15 protein-coding genes are annotated in these 17,333 nt (G+C 36.1%); 1 reads left to right on the top strand and 14 read right to left on the bottom strand.

Going from position 1 to position 17,333, the window contains the following annotated elements; translation table 11 throughout:
- Positions 1–47: 47 nt before the first annotated feature.
- From ftsA to mraZ, 14 genes are all read right to left on the bottom strand, one after another.
- Positions 48–1,301: a cell division protein FtsA gene (ftsA, locus tag A9G28_RS03325; protein ID WP_065566547.1), complete on the bottom strand. Its 1,254-nt coding sequence runs from the start codon at positions 1,299–1,301 to the stop codon at positions 48–50.
- Positions 1,302–1,322: 21 nt separating this feature from the next.
- A complete protein-coding gene (locus A9G28_RS03320) occupies positions 1,323–2,156 on the bottom strand; it encodes an FtsQ-type POTRA domain-containing protein (protein ID WP_065566548.1) in 834 nt (277 codons plus the stop codon).
- Positions 2,157–2,169: 13 nt separating this feature from the next.
- On the bottom strand, positions 2,170–3,078 hold the full coding sequence (locus A9G28_RS03315; RefSeq protein ID WP_065579757.1) for a D-alanine--D-alanine ligase: 909 nt from the start codon (positions 3,076–3,078) through the stop codon (positions 2,170–2,172).
- Between the two features lie 2 nt (positions 3,079–3,080).
- Complete coding sequence (gene murC, locus A9G28_RS03310) at positions 3,081–4,529, bottom strand: UDP-N-acetylmuramate--L-alanine ligase (protein ID WP_065566550.1); 1,449 nt, start codon at positions 4,527–4,529, stop codon at positions 3,081–3,083.
- A gap of 166 nt (positions 4,530–4,695) precedes the next feature.
- Positions 4,696–5,748 (bottom strand): undecaprenyldiphospho-muramoylpentapeptide beta-N-acetylglucosaminyltransferase, encoded by a 1,053-nt coding sequence (murG, locus tag A9G28_RS03305; protein ID WP_065579756.1) that lies wholly within the window; start codon positions 5,746–5,748, stop codon positions 4,696–4,698.
- Positions 5,748–6,899: a cell division protein FtsW gene (gene ftsW / locus A9G28_RS03300; protein ID WP_065566552.1), complete on the bottom strand. Its 1,152-nt coding sequence runs from the start codon at positions 6,897–6,899 to the stop codon at positions 5,748–5,750. Before ftsW ends, murG begins: the two co-directional genes overlap by 1 nt.
- Positions 6,896–8,230: a UDP-N-acetylmuramoyl-L-alanine--D-glutamate ligase gene (gene murD / locus A9G28_RS03295; RefSeq protein WP_065579755.1), complete on the bottom strand. Its 1,335-nt coding sequence runs from the start codon at positions 8,228–8,230 to the stop codon at positions 6,896–6,898. Before murD ends, ftsW begins: the two co-directional genes overlap by 4 nt.
- A 22-nt stretch (positions 8,231–8,252) precedes the next feature.
- The gene (gene mraY, locus A9G28_RS03290; protein ID WP_065566554.1) at positions 8,253–9,335 is read right to left on the bottom strand and encodes a phospho-N-acetylmuramoyl-pentapeptide-transferase; all 1,083 of its coding nucleotides are present in this window, start codon (positions 9,333–9,335) and stop codon (positions 8,253–8,255) included.
- A gap of 4 nt (positions 9,336–9,339) precedes the next feature.
- Positions 9,340–10,713, bottom strand: coding sequence for a UDP-N-acetylmuramoyl-tripeptide--D-alanyl-D-alanine ligase (gene murF, locus A9G28_RS03285; RefSeq protein WP_065579754.1), 1,374 nt, complete (start codon positions 10,711–10,713; stop codon positions 9,340–9,342).
- Positions 10,710–12,266: a UDP-N-acetylmuramoyl-L-alanyl-D-glutamate--2,6-diaminopimelate ligase gene (murE, locus tag A9G28_RS03280; RefSeq protein WP_065579753.1), complete on the bottom strand. Its 1,557-nt coding sequence runs from the start codon at positions 12,264–12,266 to the stop codon at positions 10,710–10,712. The genes murF and murE overlap by 4 nt, the downstream gene beginning before the upstream one ends.
- A gap of 13 nt (positions 12,267–12,279) precedes the next feature.
- Positions 12,280–14,049 carry a peptidoglycan glycosyltransferase FtsI gene (gene ftsI / locus A9G28_RS03275; protein ID WP_065566557.1) on the bottom strand — a complete coding sequence of 590 codons (1,770 nt, stop codon included), beginning with the start codon at positions 14,047–14,049 and terminating at the stop codon, positions 12,280–12,282.
- On the bottom strand, positions 14,049–14,432 hold the full coding sequence (gene ftsL, locus A9G28_RS03270; protein WP_081301493.1) for a cell division protein FtsL: 384 nt from the start codon (positions 14,430–14,432) through the stop codon (positions 14,049–14,051). Before ftsL ends, ftsI begins: the two co-directional genes overlap by 1 nt.
- Complete coding sequence (gene rsmH, locus A9G28_RS03265; RefSeq protein ID WP_065566558.1) at positions 14,425–15,360, bottom strand: 16S rRNA (cytosine(1402)-N(4))-methyltransferase RsmH; 936 nt, start codon at positions 15,358–15,360, stop codon at positions 14,425–14,427. The genes ftsL and rsmH overlap by 8 nt, the downstream gene beginning before the upstream one ends.
- A 16-nt stretch (positions 15,361–15,376) precedes the next feature.
- Positions 15,377–15,823, bottom strand: a complete 447-nt coding sequence (gene mraZ / locus A9G28_RS03260; protein WP_065566559.1) for a division/cell wall cluster transcriptional repressor MraZ — start codon at positions 15,821–15,823, stop codon at positions 15,377–15,379.
- A 629-nt stretch (positions 15,824–16,452) separates the two neighbouring features.
- On the opposite strand from mraZ, the gene A9G28_RS03255 reads away from it, so the two are divergent.
- On the top strand, positions 16,453–17,333 hold an 881-nt coding region (locus A9G28_RS03255), incomplete at its 3' end, for a type VI secretion system Vgr family protein (protein WP_141674676.1).

Genomic DNA, 17,333 nt, shown 5'->3' with positions numbered 1-17,333 from the left:
TACAGATAATCATCTACAATGTCCACGAAGTTCTTGAAATATACTAGCTAAAATTCTTTTTTAAACCATCCGGTCAATCGTTTAGCTATCCCTTTTAATGATGATTTATTGCTATCTTTAGCATCATCATTTAATAAATCTTGTTTTCCATAATGTAATAACCCTATAGTTGTTGAACAATAAGGTTTTTGAACATAATCGGTTAATCCTGATATGTTTAATGGCTGACCAATACGCACTTGGTTTTTAAATACTTTTTCGGCGCATTCTACCATTCCTTTTATTTGAGATGCGCCACCAGTTAAAACAATACCTGCTGCTAATTGATATTTAATATTTTGTTTCTTAAGTTCTTCTTGTAATACAAGTAACTCTTTTTGTACCAACGCAAGAAGTTCTGAATAGCGTGGTTCAATTACATCGGTAAGCGTCTGTCGTTGCAATGAACGAGACGGCCTTCCTCCTACACTAGGGACATCAATAACCTCATCTTTACCCACTAACGAACCTACAGCACACCCATAACGAATCTTAATGTTTTCTGCATCCATAGGTGGTGCGCCAAACGCATATGCAATATCGCTGGTAACAACATTGCCAGCATAAGGGATTACAACAGAATGACGTAATGCACCATCAGTATAGACTGTCACATCCATTGTACCGCCACCGATGTCTATTACGCAAACACCTAATTCTTTTTCATCATCAGTTAAAACTGCATAGCTGGAAGCTAATCCAGAAAAAATAAGCTGATCTACTTTTAATCCGCAACGTTCAACTGCTTTCACAATATTTCTAGCCATATCATTATGACAAGTAATTAAGTGAACTTTGGCTTTCATCCTTACTCCAGATAAACCAACGGGATTTTTAATACCTTCTTGTAAATCAATAGAATATTCTTGTGCAATGACGTGTAAAATACGGTGTTCATCTAAAATTCTGACTGATTTTGCTGTATGAACAACATTATCTACGTCCTCTGCTGTGACTTCTTCGTCGGCTATTGGCACCATTCCTATTTCATTTTGGCACCGGATATGTTTACCAGAAAGGCTTAAATATACTGAGGATATTTGGCAATCAGCCATTAGTTCAGCTTGATCAACCGCTCGTTGGATTGATTTCACTACAGACTCAAGATCGTTTACACCACCTTTATCAACACCTTTTGATGGGCAGTGCCCCACGCCAATGATATTGACAATACCATCAGGAAGAACTTCACCAACAAGAGCAAGCACTTTGGATGTGCCAACCTCTAATCCAACGACCAATTTTTTTTCTGTTGCTTTCATACTTCAGCCTTAATTTATTCCTTACAGCATTATTTTTTCTCTTTGTACTGAAATACCATTTTCGTAACGTAAATCAGCTACCGTTATTCTTTCATTTTCAGGCACTCTTGATTGAATTTCTGGAAATAATTTAATAAATTGTTGATATCGCTGTTCAATTTTTTCACTACCTAACAATAATTTTATTTCTTGATTTTCAAGGCAAAAACCAGATATACATTGTTTTATCATCAATTGCCATGCATTGCGTTCATCAGTTATAGCGAATTTAATATGTAATGCTAACTCATTATTAGCTAATTTTTTAGAAATATCTTCTAATTTCAAATAAATTTCTAAAGCTGCTTTTGCCTTACCCTCTGGACCGTATAGCCTTGGTAATTGTAATTCGGCAATACGGTCAAGAGGTACACTAAATACATTACCATTTTTATCAAGTAAAAATAGATCATTCCAATAAAGTACAGGTTTATATTCTTCTACATAAATAATTAGCCTATCAGGCCATTGTTTTCGCACACTGGTTTGTTTAACCCATGGAAATCGCATGATTTCTTGTTGAATATCATTAACATCTTGTCCTATATAGGTATTAGGCAACCCTAATCCTAAAATCGCATTTCGAAGATCGTCCTCAGTTGTATAGGTGTGTTCCCCACTTAACGTTAATTGTGATAATACCATTTGCTCGGGATCATCCATCCAATTCTTAAAGCTTTGAATCACCCAAATGCTAATAAAAATAATCATAATAAAGAACAAAAAACCTAAAAATTGTTCTGTATTACGAAAGATAAGCAACCGCCTTTTATTTTTTTCTTCTCTTCTATGCGCTGCTTGCCGAACTTGTTTCATAAAATAAGGCCAATTAGAGAATTGCCAAATTTAAGATTTTGGCTACAAGTTCGTTAAATGACCAACCATGTTGTTTTGCCGCCATAGGTACCAAGCTGTGATCTGTCATTCCTGGCGCAGTGTTTACCTCAAGTAGGAATGGTTTTTGATTAGCATCAAACATGATATCAACTCTTCCCCAGCCCCTGCAACCAACCGCTTTATAAGCATCTAATGCTAATTTTTGAATTTCTTGCTCTTTGTCATTAGGTAAACCGCTTGGACAAAAATACTGGGTAGTGTCAGATAAATATTTGGCATCATAATCATAAAACTTGGTAGTAGGTTTTATGTGAATTGACGGTAAAACCTCTTCACCTACAATAGATACTGTAAATTCTGGACCAGCTAAAAATGACTCAACCATTACCGCACTATCATATTTAAAAGCGGCATCAATGGCTGATTTTAATTCAGATTCTTCATTAACACGAGCCATACCGACACTAGAACCCTCATGAATTGGTTTAACAAACAGTGGTAATCCAAGTTGTTTAACAATAGAGTCCGTATCAATTGATTGTGATTTTTCTACCATGATGTAATCAGCAACAGGTAAATTGAGCGATTTCCAGATCAATTTAGTTTTTAACTTATCCATGGTTAATGCTGATGACAAAACATCACTGCCCGTATAAGGAATATTTTGATAAGTCAAAATTGCTTGAGCAATACCATCTTCACCACCACGTCCATGAAGGATAACAAAAGCCTTTGTGTAACCCTCCGCTTTTAAATTAGTGATAGGGTAATATTTAGTATCAATAAGATGTGCATCAACACCATTTGCCAATAATCCTGCACATACAGCTTTACCTGACTTAAGCGATACTTCACGCTCAGAAGAGGTACCACCATATAATACAGCAACTTTATCAACCATTTTTATAAAGCCTCTTTTGAAGATAATTGAGTTTTAGCTAATTGGCGAGCAATACGACCAACACTACCAGCGCCTTGTGTAATTAATAAATCACCACCTTGTAATACTTCTTGCATAATTTCAGGCAACAAATTTAAATCAGAGATATAAATGGGATCAACTTTACCTCGATTACGAATTGTTCGGCATAAAGAACGACTATCAGCCCCTGCAATGGGTTGCTCTCCAGCAGGATAGACATCTAACATCACAAGAGCATCAACTTGAGAAAGTACTTGCGCAAAATCATCAAATAAATCGCGAGTGCGCGTATATCGGTGTGGTTGAAATAACAACACAAGCCGTCGTTCAGGCCAACCATTTCTTGCCGCTTGGATTGTTGCATTAACCTCGCTTGGATGATGCCCATAATCATCAACCATCATAATATCCCCACCGTCGGCATGAGGAAAAACACCTAATAAATCAAAACGCCTACTGGTACCTGCAAATTTAGCTAATGCATTTATAATCGATTCATCATCAATGCCATCTTCAGTGGCAGCAATAATTGCAGCTACTGAGTTTAAGGCATTATGTTTACCTGGTGCATTTAACTCGATTTGTAAATTTGGCCGCTCTGGACGGCAAACAGTATAATAGCTTATACCTTTTTCTTGGCGATAATCTTTAATAACAACATCAGCTTCTTCACTAAATCCATAAGTAATGACTTTTCGTCCTACAATCGGTAATAATTCACGATTAATCGGATCGTCATAACACATAATAGCTAAACCATAAAATGGCAGGTTTCGTAAAAACGAAATAAATGTTTGTTTAAGATTCTCAATACTGCCTTGGTAAGTATCCATATGGTCAGGTTCGATATTAGTTACAATAGATACCATTGGTTGCAAATGAAGAAATGAAGCATCACTTTCATCTGCTTCTGCAATAAAATAACGACTACTACCTAGCTTAGCATGTACTCCTGCTGCCTTAACTAAACCGCCATTAACAAAGGTTGGATCAAGTTTAGCTTCAGCATAAATAGTGGTAACCATTGCCGTTGTCGTGGTTTTACCGTGCGTGCCAGCAATAGCGATGCCGTATCGAAAACGCATCAATTCAGCTAACATTTCAGCGCGTTGAATGACTGGTATACGAGCCTCACGGGCAGCAACCACTTCAATGTTATCTTGCGAAATAGCCGAAGATATAACGACAACACTGGCGTTAATAACATTTTCAGCGGCATGACCAATAACGATCTTTGCTCCTAATATTTCTAGGTGTTGAGTCACAGCATTTTCAGCAATATCTGAACCGCTAATGTTGTACCCTTCATTAGCTAGAACTTCGGCAATTCCACCCATGCCCGCGCCACCAATACCCACAAAGTGAATATGTTTTACTCGTTTCATTTCAGGAATAATTGCTCTTAACTCTGCTAATTCCCTTGTATTCACTATTGAACTCCTAATTATTTTTTCATTGCATAGTGCACAGCGTCATATCATCATTGAACATTTTTATATCTGTTATTTTTAGTTCAAACAATTTATTGACTCAAACATACACCTAACCTGAAACTTTTTTAACAGAATTATTACATAAATTCATATTATAAGTTTACTATTTTATCACTGAATTAAGGGTTTGCGCCACTTTTTCAGTGGAATTTACAATAGATAAACTTTTAGCTTTAATCGCCATTTCAATTAGTTTGTCGCGATTCAGATTTAGTAATAGTTTTGATAAGGATTCAACGCTAAAATCTGGTTGTTCTATGATGTTAGCTGCGCCTATATCTGCTAATGATTTTGCATTCCAAAATTGTTGGCGATCTTTATGCATAAACGGAACAAAAATAGCACCGATACCAACAATTTCAATTTCACTAACGGTTAATGCACCACTTCGACAAATTACAAGATCTGCCCAATTATATGCCTCAGCAACATCAGAGATAAATTCAGTCACTTTGTTATTTTTCATATTACAATCTTGATAAGATTCAGTGACTGAATTTAACATTCCTTTACCAGTTTGGTGCCATATTACATATTTATCTGATAATTTTGTTATCGCTTGAGGCACTATATCATTAATAACTTTTGCGCCTTGGCTTCCCCCCATGACCAATATTCTAATTGGCCCATGGCGATCTTTGAATCTTTTTTCAGGTCTTGCAATAGTTAAAAGCTCACTACGCACAGGATTGCCAACAACTTCAGCCTTAGGGAAAGCTGTTGGGAATGCTTGCAAAACTTTAGTTGCAATTTTAGCCAGCCACTTGTTGGTTAAACCCGCTATACCATTTTGTTCATGTAAAACAATAGGGATACCAAGTGTTTTTGCTGCGATCCCTCCAGGACCTGAAACATATCCTCCCATTCCAAGGACTACATCGGGGCGATAGTTTTTTAAAATTTTCCGCGCCTGTAAAACGGCTCTTAAAATTTTATAAGGTGCTTTTAACAATGCGATAACACCTTTTCCGCGTAGCCCTGATATTTCGATAAAATCAATATCAATGCCATTTTCAGGAACTAGGTGTGCTTCCATTCTATCGGCGGTGCCTAACCATCTTACTTGCCAGCCTTGCTTCATTAAATAATGCGCAACAGCAATACCGGGAAAAACATGCCCACCAGTTCCCCCTGCCATAACTAATAATTTTTTCATTATTTTATTAACCTTATTCTTGCTTGCGCTTGTTGTTGTCTAAATTCAAAATCTATCCTAAGTAATATTGCAACTGCAATACTCATCACAATAAGGCTTGAACCACCATAACTAATAAATGGTAATGTTAATCCTTTAGTTGGTAACATACCCGATGTAACACCAACATTAACAAATGTTTGGAATCCAAACCAGATACCTATTTCACAGGCTAAATAGCCTGAAAATAGTGATCCATCATTAAGCGCACGATAACCAATTGCAAGTGCCTTAAATGTCAAAAAGAAAAGCAATGACAACAAAGCGACTACGCCTATATATCCATACTCTTCTGAAATGATTGAAAAAATAAAATCAGTATGGCATTCAGGTAAATAGCCTAATTTTAAGATAGAATTTCCCATGCCTTGCCCAGTAATGCCGCCATTACCTATTGCCATTAATGAAGCAACTAATTGATAGCCTGAACCCGTTGCATCTTGCCAAGGGTCAAGAAAAGTTAATAACCGTGTTAAACGGTAAGACTCATATAAAATCAAACAAATCACTGTACCAACACCCGTTAGTAAAATCGCAATAAATTGCCACAATTGGGCTCCAGCAATAAATAAGATACCAATAGTCACCATAAATAAAACAATAACAGTGCCTAGATCGGGTTGTTTAAGTAACAATACCGAGAGTATTGCCATAACAACCATAGGTTTAAAAAAGCCCCAAAAGCCACTTTGTACCTCGTCGGATTTGCGCGATAAATAACCCGCTAAAAATAAAAATAGTGCTAATTTTGAAAGCTCGGCTGGTTGAAAATTGAATACACCTAAAGGTATCCAGCGAGATGCACCATTAATCGAAGAACCAATGCCTAGCACAACAATCAACATAATAATAGCAATAATTAGTAATATTGACCCAAACTGTTGCCAACGTTGCATTGGAATATATAATGTAATAAACATTAAAAATAACGATAACCCTAACTGAATAAGCTCTCGTTGTGTATAAAAGAACGGATTACTTTCATTAAATGACATTGAAGACGATGTCACCATGATCAAACCAAATATCATTAAACCAAGCACAGTCCAAAGTAATTGATTATCAAATGGGACATGTGGATTCACTTGTTTTTTTAGCCCAAAAAATGTCATTTTTCATTTCCTTGAGCATATTGTGTAGCAAGTTGTGCAAATCGCTTTCCGCGTTCAATATAATTTTTAAACTGATCTAAACTTGCACAAGCAGGGGAAAGTAAAACCACATCGTTGGGCTCCACTTTTTGAGCAATAATTTTTACAGATTCCGCCATGGTTTCGGTGATTGTTGTTATATTGGCAGCTAGTTTACCTAGTAAATAGCGATCTCGCCCAAAGCAGAAAACCTCCAGGTTTCTATTTTGTAAATAAGGAATAAGTGGCGAAAAATCAGCTGATTTTCCATCTCCACCTAGTAATAAAAATAATTTTCCTTTGCAAACAATACTGTTTAAAGCAGCTGCAGTGCTACCTACATTAGTTGCTTTAGAGTCATTAATCCATTTCACTCCATTTTTTTCCAACACTAACTCAAAACGGTGAGGCAATCCATGGAATGATGCGATTGTTGCTATGCTTGATTTTCGTGGAATCTTTAATTTATCGGCTATTGCTAAAGCTGCAAGCGCATTAAGATAATTATGGCACCCAGTTAATTTCATGGTTTTTGTTGCTAATACGTCCTGCTCTTGTGCTATAAGATGCTCACAGTGTTGATCTAAATGATAATCGCCTTTAGTCACACCAAATGAAACACAATTACTTTGTTTATTTGTTGGAGTAGTTAGCTCATCATCATAATTAATCACGCAATATTTAGCGTTATGGTAAATACGTTGCTTCGCCTCGACATATTGCATTAGACCAAAAGGATAGCGATCCATATGGTCTTGTGAAATATTTAAAATTGTTGCAACGGTAGCTTGTAAACTATAAGTTGTTTCTAGCTGAAAACTTGATAGTTCAAGAACATATACATCGTAATCTTGGTTCAATAACGATAATGCTGGTTGTCCAATATTTCCCCCAACAGCAACTTTAGTGCCTGTTGATGCAATGATTTCACCAACTAATGTTGTTACAGTCGTTTTACCATTTGCACCAGTGATTGCCACGATCTGCTTATTATTTTGTTGATTTATTTCGCGACAAAATAGCTCTATATCCCCAATAATTTCAATCCCTTGTTTGGCTGCTAATTGTAGTTCAGGCGTAGCTAAAGCAATGCCTGGGCTTGCAATGATTAAATCAGCATCTAGCAACCAATCAATATTTAATTCACCTAAATGATAAACAACGCGTTTGTCTAATTGCTCTAATCCTGATGGGGATAAACGAGTATCGATAACTTTAGGTATAACATTTTGAGCAAGAAAATAGTTAACACATGAAAGACCTGTGATACCTAAACCAACAATAACGACTTTTTTGCCTTGATAGCTAACCATAATTCAATCCTAGTATTGTTTATTAACGTAACTTCAATGTTAATAAACCTATTACAACTAACATTAATGAAATTATCCAAAAACGCACAATAACACGCGGTTCTGGCCAACCTTTTAATTCATAGTGATGATGAATGGGTGCCATACGGAAAACTCTTTTACCACGTAATTTAAACGATCCAACTTGTAAAATAACGGAGAGCGTTTCGATAACAAAGATCCCGCCCATAATGAGTAATAAAAATTCTTGTCGTAATAACACAGCAATAATACCAAACACCCCTCCTAAAGCTAACGAGCCAACGTCGCCCATAAAAACCATTGCAGGATATGTGTTAAACCATAAAAAACCAAGTCCCGCGCCAATAATTGCCATGCAGACAATCATCAATTCACCACTAAATTTAATATAAGGGATATTTAAATAGGCGGCAAAATTGACATTGCCAGTAGCCCAAGCGACAAGAGTAAAACCAGCTGCAACAAAAACAGTTGGCATAATGGCTAGTCCATCAAGTCCATCCGTTAAATTAACGGCATTACCTGCACCGACAATAACAACATAAGTTAACAAGATAAACCATAAACCCAATTGAGGCATCACATCTTTAAAAAATGGCACAACAAGTACTGTTGCTGCGCTATCTTTTCCATAAACATAAAGACCAAAAGCGACAATTAACGCAATGACTGATTGCCAAAAGTATTTCCATCTGGCAATAAGACCAGCACTATTTTTACGAATGACTTTTAAATAATCATCAGTAAAACCAATAATGCCATAACCCATTAACACAAATAAGGTAATCCATATATAAGGATTACGAAGATCTGCCCATAACAACACCGATAATAAAATGGATGCTAAAATAAGCGTCCCCCCCATAGTTGGCGTTCCTTTTTTACTTAAATGGGATTCAGGTCCATCATTACGAATTACCTGTCCTATCTGTAGTTTTTGTAACCAATCAATAACTTTTTGTCCCATAAATAATGAAATAACTAACGAGGTTAATAGACCTAAAATGGCTCTTACTGTTAAATAAGAGATAACATTAAAAAAGGTAAAATGTTTAACTAAATATTCTGATATCCACACAAACATAATTTTAATCCTGATTCATTTTCAGCTGTTCAATTTGAATTTTTTCAATAAGTTCTTCCATTTTGGCACTACGCGACCCCTTAACCAGCATAGTTAAAGTTGGATATTGACGTAATAACATTAATAGATAATTTACTGCATCTTGTTTATTATTAAAATGGTGACCTACCCCGCTATATTGGCTAATAAATTGACTTAATTTGCCAACACTTACGACACAATCCAGTTTTTCATCATGAGCAAGTTCACCTATTTGTTGATGATATTTTTCTGCTTCGCATCCTAATTCCCCCATATCACCAACCACTAAAATTCGATACCCAGGCTGCTTTGCCAAAACTTTAACTGCCGCAGACATTGAACCAACATTGGCATTATAAGTATCATCCCAAATTAATTGGGTTTGATTTAGCTTGATTGGAAATAACCGACCTTTTACTGGTTTTAAAGTGGCTAAACCTTGCTGAATCTGGTTGAACGTTGCACCAACAGAGATCGCCAAAGCGGAGGCTGCAATCGCATTTGAAATATTATGTTGCCCAATTAGTGGTAACTTAATTTCACATTCGCCTTTAGGAGTATGTAACATAAAAGTAGTGTTTTGAGCATATGTAATATTGCTGGCATAAAAATCAGCTGATGGATTAGCTAATGAGAAAGTCCAAATTGTTTTATTTATCAGTTGAGTAAACCATTTATCTGAACAACTATCTAAATTAATAATAGCGATGCCATCTTTGGGCAAACCTTGAAATATTTCACCCTTAGCTTTTGCTACACCTTCAAGCGAGCCAAATCCCTCAATATGAGCTTCGGCAATATTATTAATTAAAGCACTTTGTGGCTTAACAATATTTGTAGTATAAGCAATTTCGCCAATATGGTTAGCACCTAATTCTATTACAGCAAAATTGTCTTGGGGAGTTAAACGAAATAAGGTAAGTGGAACACCAATATCATTATTAAAATTCCCTTGAGTATAAAGTGTTTGGCCACAAAAGCCTAAAATTGCAGCTGTCATCTCTTTAACAGAAGTTTTGCCAGAAGAGCCTGTTAATGCGACAATTTTTGCTTGACTTTGCTGGCGAATAAATGAAGCAATTTTACCTAATGCATGGCGTGTATCATCAACGACAATTTGCGGTATTAGACAATCGAGTTTACGATTGACAACCACAGCAATAGCACCATTTTGAATGGCTTGTTGGGCAAATTCATGCCCATCAAAACTATCACCTACTAAGGCGATAAACAATGATTTTTCAGTTAGTTTTCGTGAATCAGTGCAAATAGTATCAATCATAATACTTTCGTTTTGGATATGATAAAATTTACCATCCACAATTTTTTTTAATTGTTCGATTTTTAATGGGATCATGATTGACTTTCAACTCCTAAAAGTCTTTTGACTGTTTCTTGATCTGAGTAATGATATTTAGTTTTATCCACAATTTGATAATCTTCATGCCCTTTTCCAGCAATCAATATCACATCATTAATATTTGCTTGAGCAAGCGTTTGGGTTATCGCTTGTACTCTGTCAGTAACAACTTGTACATTTTTTTTACTTACTAAGCCTTGCTCAATGTCATGAATAATTTTCATCTCGTTTTCTGTTCGTGGATTGTCATTTGTCAGAACAATCTTATCGGCAAATTGTTCTGCTATTTTAGCCATTAAAGGCCTTTTACCCGTATCCCTATCTCCACCACAGCCAAAAATCACCCATAAAGAATCTTTACAATGTATTCGGCTTGCTTGTAAGGCTTTTTGTAATGCGTCTGGAGTATGCGCATAGTCAACAATAACCGTTGGACTATTTTTTACGTGTAACACCTCCATTCGCCCACAAATGGGGTTCAAAAAAGCAGCCATATTAACTACAGCAAAAAATGGAAAATTCAATGTTAAAAGTGTAGCTATCGCTAATAACAAATTAGAAACGTTAAACTCACCTAGTAGCCGACTATTAATAATGGCGTTTCCCCAACTTGACTCCATATAAATTTTGGCGCCTTTGTCGTGATAATCAATCATAGAAACACCAACATAAGGTATATTTAAGGCCTTTAATTGTCGTAATGATTTAGGTTGGCATGAGACAGCCGTCACTTGCGTGAGCTTTTCAATCCATCTTTTTCCATATTTATCATCATAATTAATAATTGATTTGCCAGCGGTTAAAACTTGTTTTTCTTTTTCATCAGGACTAAATAGCGACCATTTTGCTTTGGCGTACTTCCCCATGGTTTTATGGTAATCGAGATGATCGCGACTTAGGTTGGTAAATACGGTGGCAGCACAATTTAGTCCTTTAACACGATCCATTGCAAGCCCATGAGAAGAAATCTCCATGGCTACAATTTTCACCTGTTTTTTTACAAAATTAGCTAATAATGTTTGTATATCTATTGCAGATGCCGTCGTATTGATAGATGGTTCAAGTTGATTATAAATGCCATTACCAATAGTCCCCATTATTGCTGTTTTCTCATTCAATAATGTTGTACATTGAGCAATAAGCTGGCTAACGGTTGTTTTTCCATTCGTTCCTGTCACACCAATAACGGATAATTTTTTTGAAGGGGTATGATAAAAATCATTAGCAATTAATGATAAACGTTGTGAAAGTTGAAAAACACTTATTTGTGGAATGACAGATTTATTGTTTTGCTTAAGATAATCAATTTTTAAGTCATTTGATTTTCTTTTTGTTTCGATCAAGACAACAGCAGCACCAGCAGCAATAGCTTGTGGAATAAATGTTCGACCGTCAACGGCATGCCCTTTGATAGCAACAAATACATCATTTTTTTTCACTTTGCGGCTATTAATACACAAATGATTAAGTGAAAAATTGTCTAATTTTAGATTTCGACTTCCACCTCCACCTAATAACTCAAATAATGTATAAAAAGAACTTGTAGTCATTATTTTCCACCTATCAATAAATAATCATTTGGCCATCAATTTGGCGATCTGGTTTTACATTCATTGTTCTAAGAACACCTCCCATAATGCGACTAAAAACAGGGGCAGAGACTGAGCCACCATAATACTGACCAGCTTTAGGATTATCAATAACAACCACAAGAGAATATTTTGGCCCTGTTGCTGGGGCAATACCTGCTGTATAAGCCAGATATTGATTAACATACCGGCCACCAGATAATTTTTTTGCAGTTCCTGTTTTAACCGCAACACTGTAACCAGGGACGGATGCCTTCGTACCGCCACCAGTAACCGCTACAGCTTCCATTAATTGAACAACTGTTTTTGCATCTTTTTCAGAAACAACACGTTTGCCTTTAACAGGTTCGGTGGCCTTTAAAATTGTTACTGGTCGATAAATACCATAACTACCGATAGTCGCATAAGCCCTAGCTAACTGTAATGGTGTAACTCTTAGCCCATACCCAAACGCAAATGTAGCTCGTTCAATATCAGCCCATTTTCTTGTTCTATCCGCTGCAATTGAACCACTGACTTCGCCACCTAAACCTAATTCTGTTGGCTGGCCTAACCCAAAACGACTATAGAATTCTACAAGATCACCTTGCTGCATTTGTAAGGCAAGTTTACTTACGCCAACATTACTGGATTTTTCTAATATACCAGCCAAATTTAGTGATTTTTGATATGACACATCTTTAATTTCATAGCGATTGACATAAAATGGTCTTGTGTCAATAATCGTATTTAAATTGGCAATTTTCTTTTCTAAAGCAGCCATTACTACTAAAGGTTTAACAGTCGAGCCTGGTTCAAACGCATCTGTAACAGCTCTATTTCTCAATAAATTATAATCAAGCGATGAACGATTATTCGGGTTATAAGATGGGCTGGTTGCCATTGCTAAAATCTCGCCAGTGTGCACATCAACTAATACTGCTGTTCCACTGTCTGCTTTGTTAAATTCAACAGCTTGGCTAAGCTCGGTATAGACCAACGATTGTAAACGCTCGTCTATGCTGAGTGTTAAGTCTGCAGCTGTTTCACTTTCTGTTCGTTCTAATTCTTCAATAACACGACCGACTCGATCTCGCCTTACAATTCTTTGCCCTGATTCACCAATTAACCACTTATTAAAGCTTTTTTCAATGCCTTCAGAACCCTTTTCAGCGCCATTTTCATCAATGTCTGTTAAACCAATTAGTTGAGCTATATTTTCTGCCGCAGGATAATAACGTTTGGATGTTTTGGCAAATGATATCCCTGGTAATTTTAGCTTTTTTAAATAATCAGATATAGTTGGTGTTACTTGTCTAGATAAATAAACAAATCGCATTGATGCATTACCTAGTTTTTGCTCTAGTGTCGACATTGGAATATTCAACGTTTTAGCTAAACCTTGCCACCTGATATCATCTGCTTTAACTCCGCCTTTTTGTACAACGATTTTAGGATCTGCCCATACATCAAACATTGGCACACTTACAGCTAATGCTCGGCCATGACGGTCAGTTATCATTGCTCTTGGCGCATCCATTTCTTGATGACGTATCGAGCGTTTATTACCTTCAGCAATGAGTTTGTCTGGCTCAATAATTTGTAATAATGCCATTCGAACAATAAGACTAATAATCGCAAAAATAATAAGAGTATATACAATATAAAAACGGCTTGGAGTAAAAAATTGCTTTTTACTATTCAACTTATTTGTTTTTGTTGCCTTTTTAGTTTTATCTTTTTTATGTTTAGTAACAGGCTTCATTATTTACTCTTTATCACAATAACTGTTTCATTTTGTGGTGTTACATAAGACATACCTAATTGAATCTTAGCTTTCTCTTCAATACGCTTGGGCTCTGCAAGTACATTTTCTTCAATAATTAGGTTCCGCCATTCACTTTCTAATACATCTTGTTCTAATAAAAGTTGCTCACGCTCAAATAGCTGTTTACGAACCTGTTGCGTTGTTATTAATACAGCACCAGCAGAGATAATAATCATTACAAGTAATAATAATGAAATTTTTTGATGGCCAAACAAATCGCCAATAATTAAGCCAAATAAGCTTTTACTTGGCTTTTTTTGAATATCTTTATCAATATAGATGTTATCTCGAAAAGCATCATTGAGTTGGTGGCTATTCATGTTTCCTTTCTGCTACCCTTAATATTGCGCTTCGAGAGCGCGGGTTATTATTAATTTCTATTGTATTCGGTTTAATTTTACCGAGTGATTTTAATCTAGCACCGCCATATTGTTTAATTTGTTGTTCTGTTAATGGTAACCGAGCGGGTAAATCTGGGCCTTTACTCTGTTTGCTAATAAATTGCTTTACAATTCTATCTTCTAAAGAATGAAAGCTAATAACCGCAAGCCTGCCATGGTTGGCAAGAACCGACAAACTGCTATTTAATGCTTGCTCAACTTCTTCTAGCTCACTATTAATATAAATACGTATAGCTTGAAAACTGCGTGTAGCAGGATGCTTATTTTTATCTTTTTTGGGTGTCGCTTTTTCAATTAACTTAGCCAATTCCAGAGTACGAGTAATGGGTGAAATCTTATTTTGCTCGACGATCGCATGTGCAATACGTTTGGCAAATTTTTCTTCACCAAATGTTTTTAACACCCATGCAATATCGTTTTCATCACTGTTTAGTAACCATTCACTTGCAGTTAAACCTTTTTGGTTATTCATTCGCATATCTAAAGGTCCATCACGCATAAAAGAGAATCCTCTTTCAGGATCATCAAGTTGTGGTGATGAAACACCAAGGTCTAACAAAATACCGTCAATTTTACCTAATAATGCTAACTGATTAATATACTCATATATATTTGAAAATTCACCACGAATAAAAGTAAATCTAGGATCAATTATTTCTAAAGCAGTTTCTTCAGCACGTTCATCACGATCGATAGCAATCAATCGTCCTTGTGCACCAAGTTGTTCAAGTATTAAGCGAGAGTGCCCACCTCGCCCAAATGTACCATCAACATAAATGCCATCTTTTTTTATATTTAATGCTTGTACAGCTTCGTTTAATAAAACCGTTGTATGTTGATAATCCATCAATCTTTTGCTCTTATTAAATAGTTAAAATTTTCAAATTATCTGACAAGTTTTCAATATCTGTTGATAATGCAGTAATATCATCACGAATTTGTTGATACCAAATTGTCTCATCCCAGATCTCGAATTTATTCGATTGACCAACAAGCATTGTATTTCTTTCCAATTTTGCATAAGCCCGTAGTGTAGATGGCAATAAAATTCGCCCCGAATTATCCATCATGCATTCAGTTGCATAACCCAATAACAATCGTTTAATTCTACGTTCAGCTTCAACTATTGTTGATAATGTAGCAAGTTGCTGTTCGATCGTTTGCCATTCAGACATTGAATAAAGCGTCAAACAAGGGTGGTATAAGCCAATGGTGCAAACCATGCTTTTAGATAAAGATTCACGGTAGCGAGTAGGAATAGCTAACCGCCCTTTATTATCCAAATTGATTGAAATTGCACCACTAAACATAAAGGCACCATTATTTATAAATTTCTTGTTAATTTTTATTTAATATAAATCATCAAGTTAATTAAATAATCTATTTTTACCACTAACCCCCACTTTTTACCACAAATTCTCACAAAATAATAGGCCGTTGGTTAATTATTTATAAATGATTGGTTTTCTTCCTCAAAATGAACAAATCCAACGATAAACCACGTTTTTTGCTTTTCCTTTCGTTTCTGGATTGGCAAATGAGGGAATTTTTTCATTTATATAATGATTATCACTCCCTCCTATTTTATTGGCGAAAAATTAGAGTGATTTTCGTAAAAAATATTCAGGAATCTATACCGTTTCAGTATAAAATCATTTTAAATTTAAGGGATTAATAAATTATTATTCATAAAGCATCAAATGGCTTAAATCCCTTATTCAGCCAAAGCGTTAAACGGTTATCACTGACTGATTTAACTAATATAAACAATTAATATTAAACACTATTTATTTAACAATTTAAAAAAAGATTAAATTTTACACTAAAGCGGTGTATACTTTTTAGCTAAACCGTCTGTTTTTTGCGCTCAGTAAAATTAAATAATAACTAAAATAAAAATAAACGGAATAAATTATTAGGAATAATAGGAGAGCAAAACATGTCGAATGAACTTAATCGCCTTTTGGGGCAACTTGGTGGCGAGTTTAGCCATTTAATGGTCGGTTTAGGGGGTGTTAGTCACAACCGCTATACCTTAACCGTTGATGGGCTGACAGTACCAATTTCAGTTTTGCATGTTGATGGTGATGAGCAGTTAAATCAACCTTGGCATTATGTGGTTACCTTTACCAGCCCTGACAAAACCTTATCGCCCGATGCGTTCCTTAATCAAAAATCGACTTTCTTCTTTAATCCTGTTATTAACAAGCCATTAACTTCCGCTATTCGTTCACTAAGCGACTTGCCCGCCGTCACCAATAAACGTACCTTGCATGGGGTCATCACCGAATTTAGCCAGCTATCAGTCAATAAAGATGAAGCTCATTACCAAGTCGTGTTATCTTCATGCTTAGCACGGCTGTCCGTGGGGAAAAATAGTGCCCTATTTCAAAATCAAAGCGTGGTCAGCGTGGTTGAAGAAGTGCTACGCAGTCACGGTTTTACCGGCATTGATTACCGGTTAGTGCTCAAAGACAGTTACCCTGAACGGGAGTTTATCACTCAGTGGCAAGAAAGTGACCTGGAATTTATTCAACGCTTATTGGCTGATGTCGGTATCTGGTTCCGCTTTGAAACCCATGCCGAGCATGACTGTGATGTGATGGTGTTAAGTGATTATGAACAAGGCTATGCGCAAGTGGCCAATATCGACTATAAACCGCCGAGTGGCATGGCCGATACGGGTGTGGAAAGTGTTTGGGATATCACCTTACATAGCGAAGTGGTACCGGCCTCAGTGACCGTTCAAGACTATAACTACCGTAATGCCAAAGCCGATTTACTCACCGATATCAACACCCAACCCAAAACCACCACCAC

It is taken from the genome of Gilliamella sp. Fer1-1 (genome assembly GCF_001690825.1).
In the GTDB taxonomy this organism is placed as follows: Bacteria; Pseudomonadota; Gammaproteobacteria; order Enterobacterales; family Orbaceae; genus Gilliamella; species Gilliamella apicola_C.
Note: the sequence above shows the minus strand (reverse complement) of the source record. Positions and strands in the feature narration are given on the sequence as shown.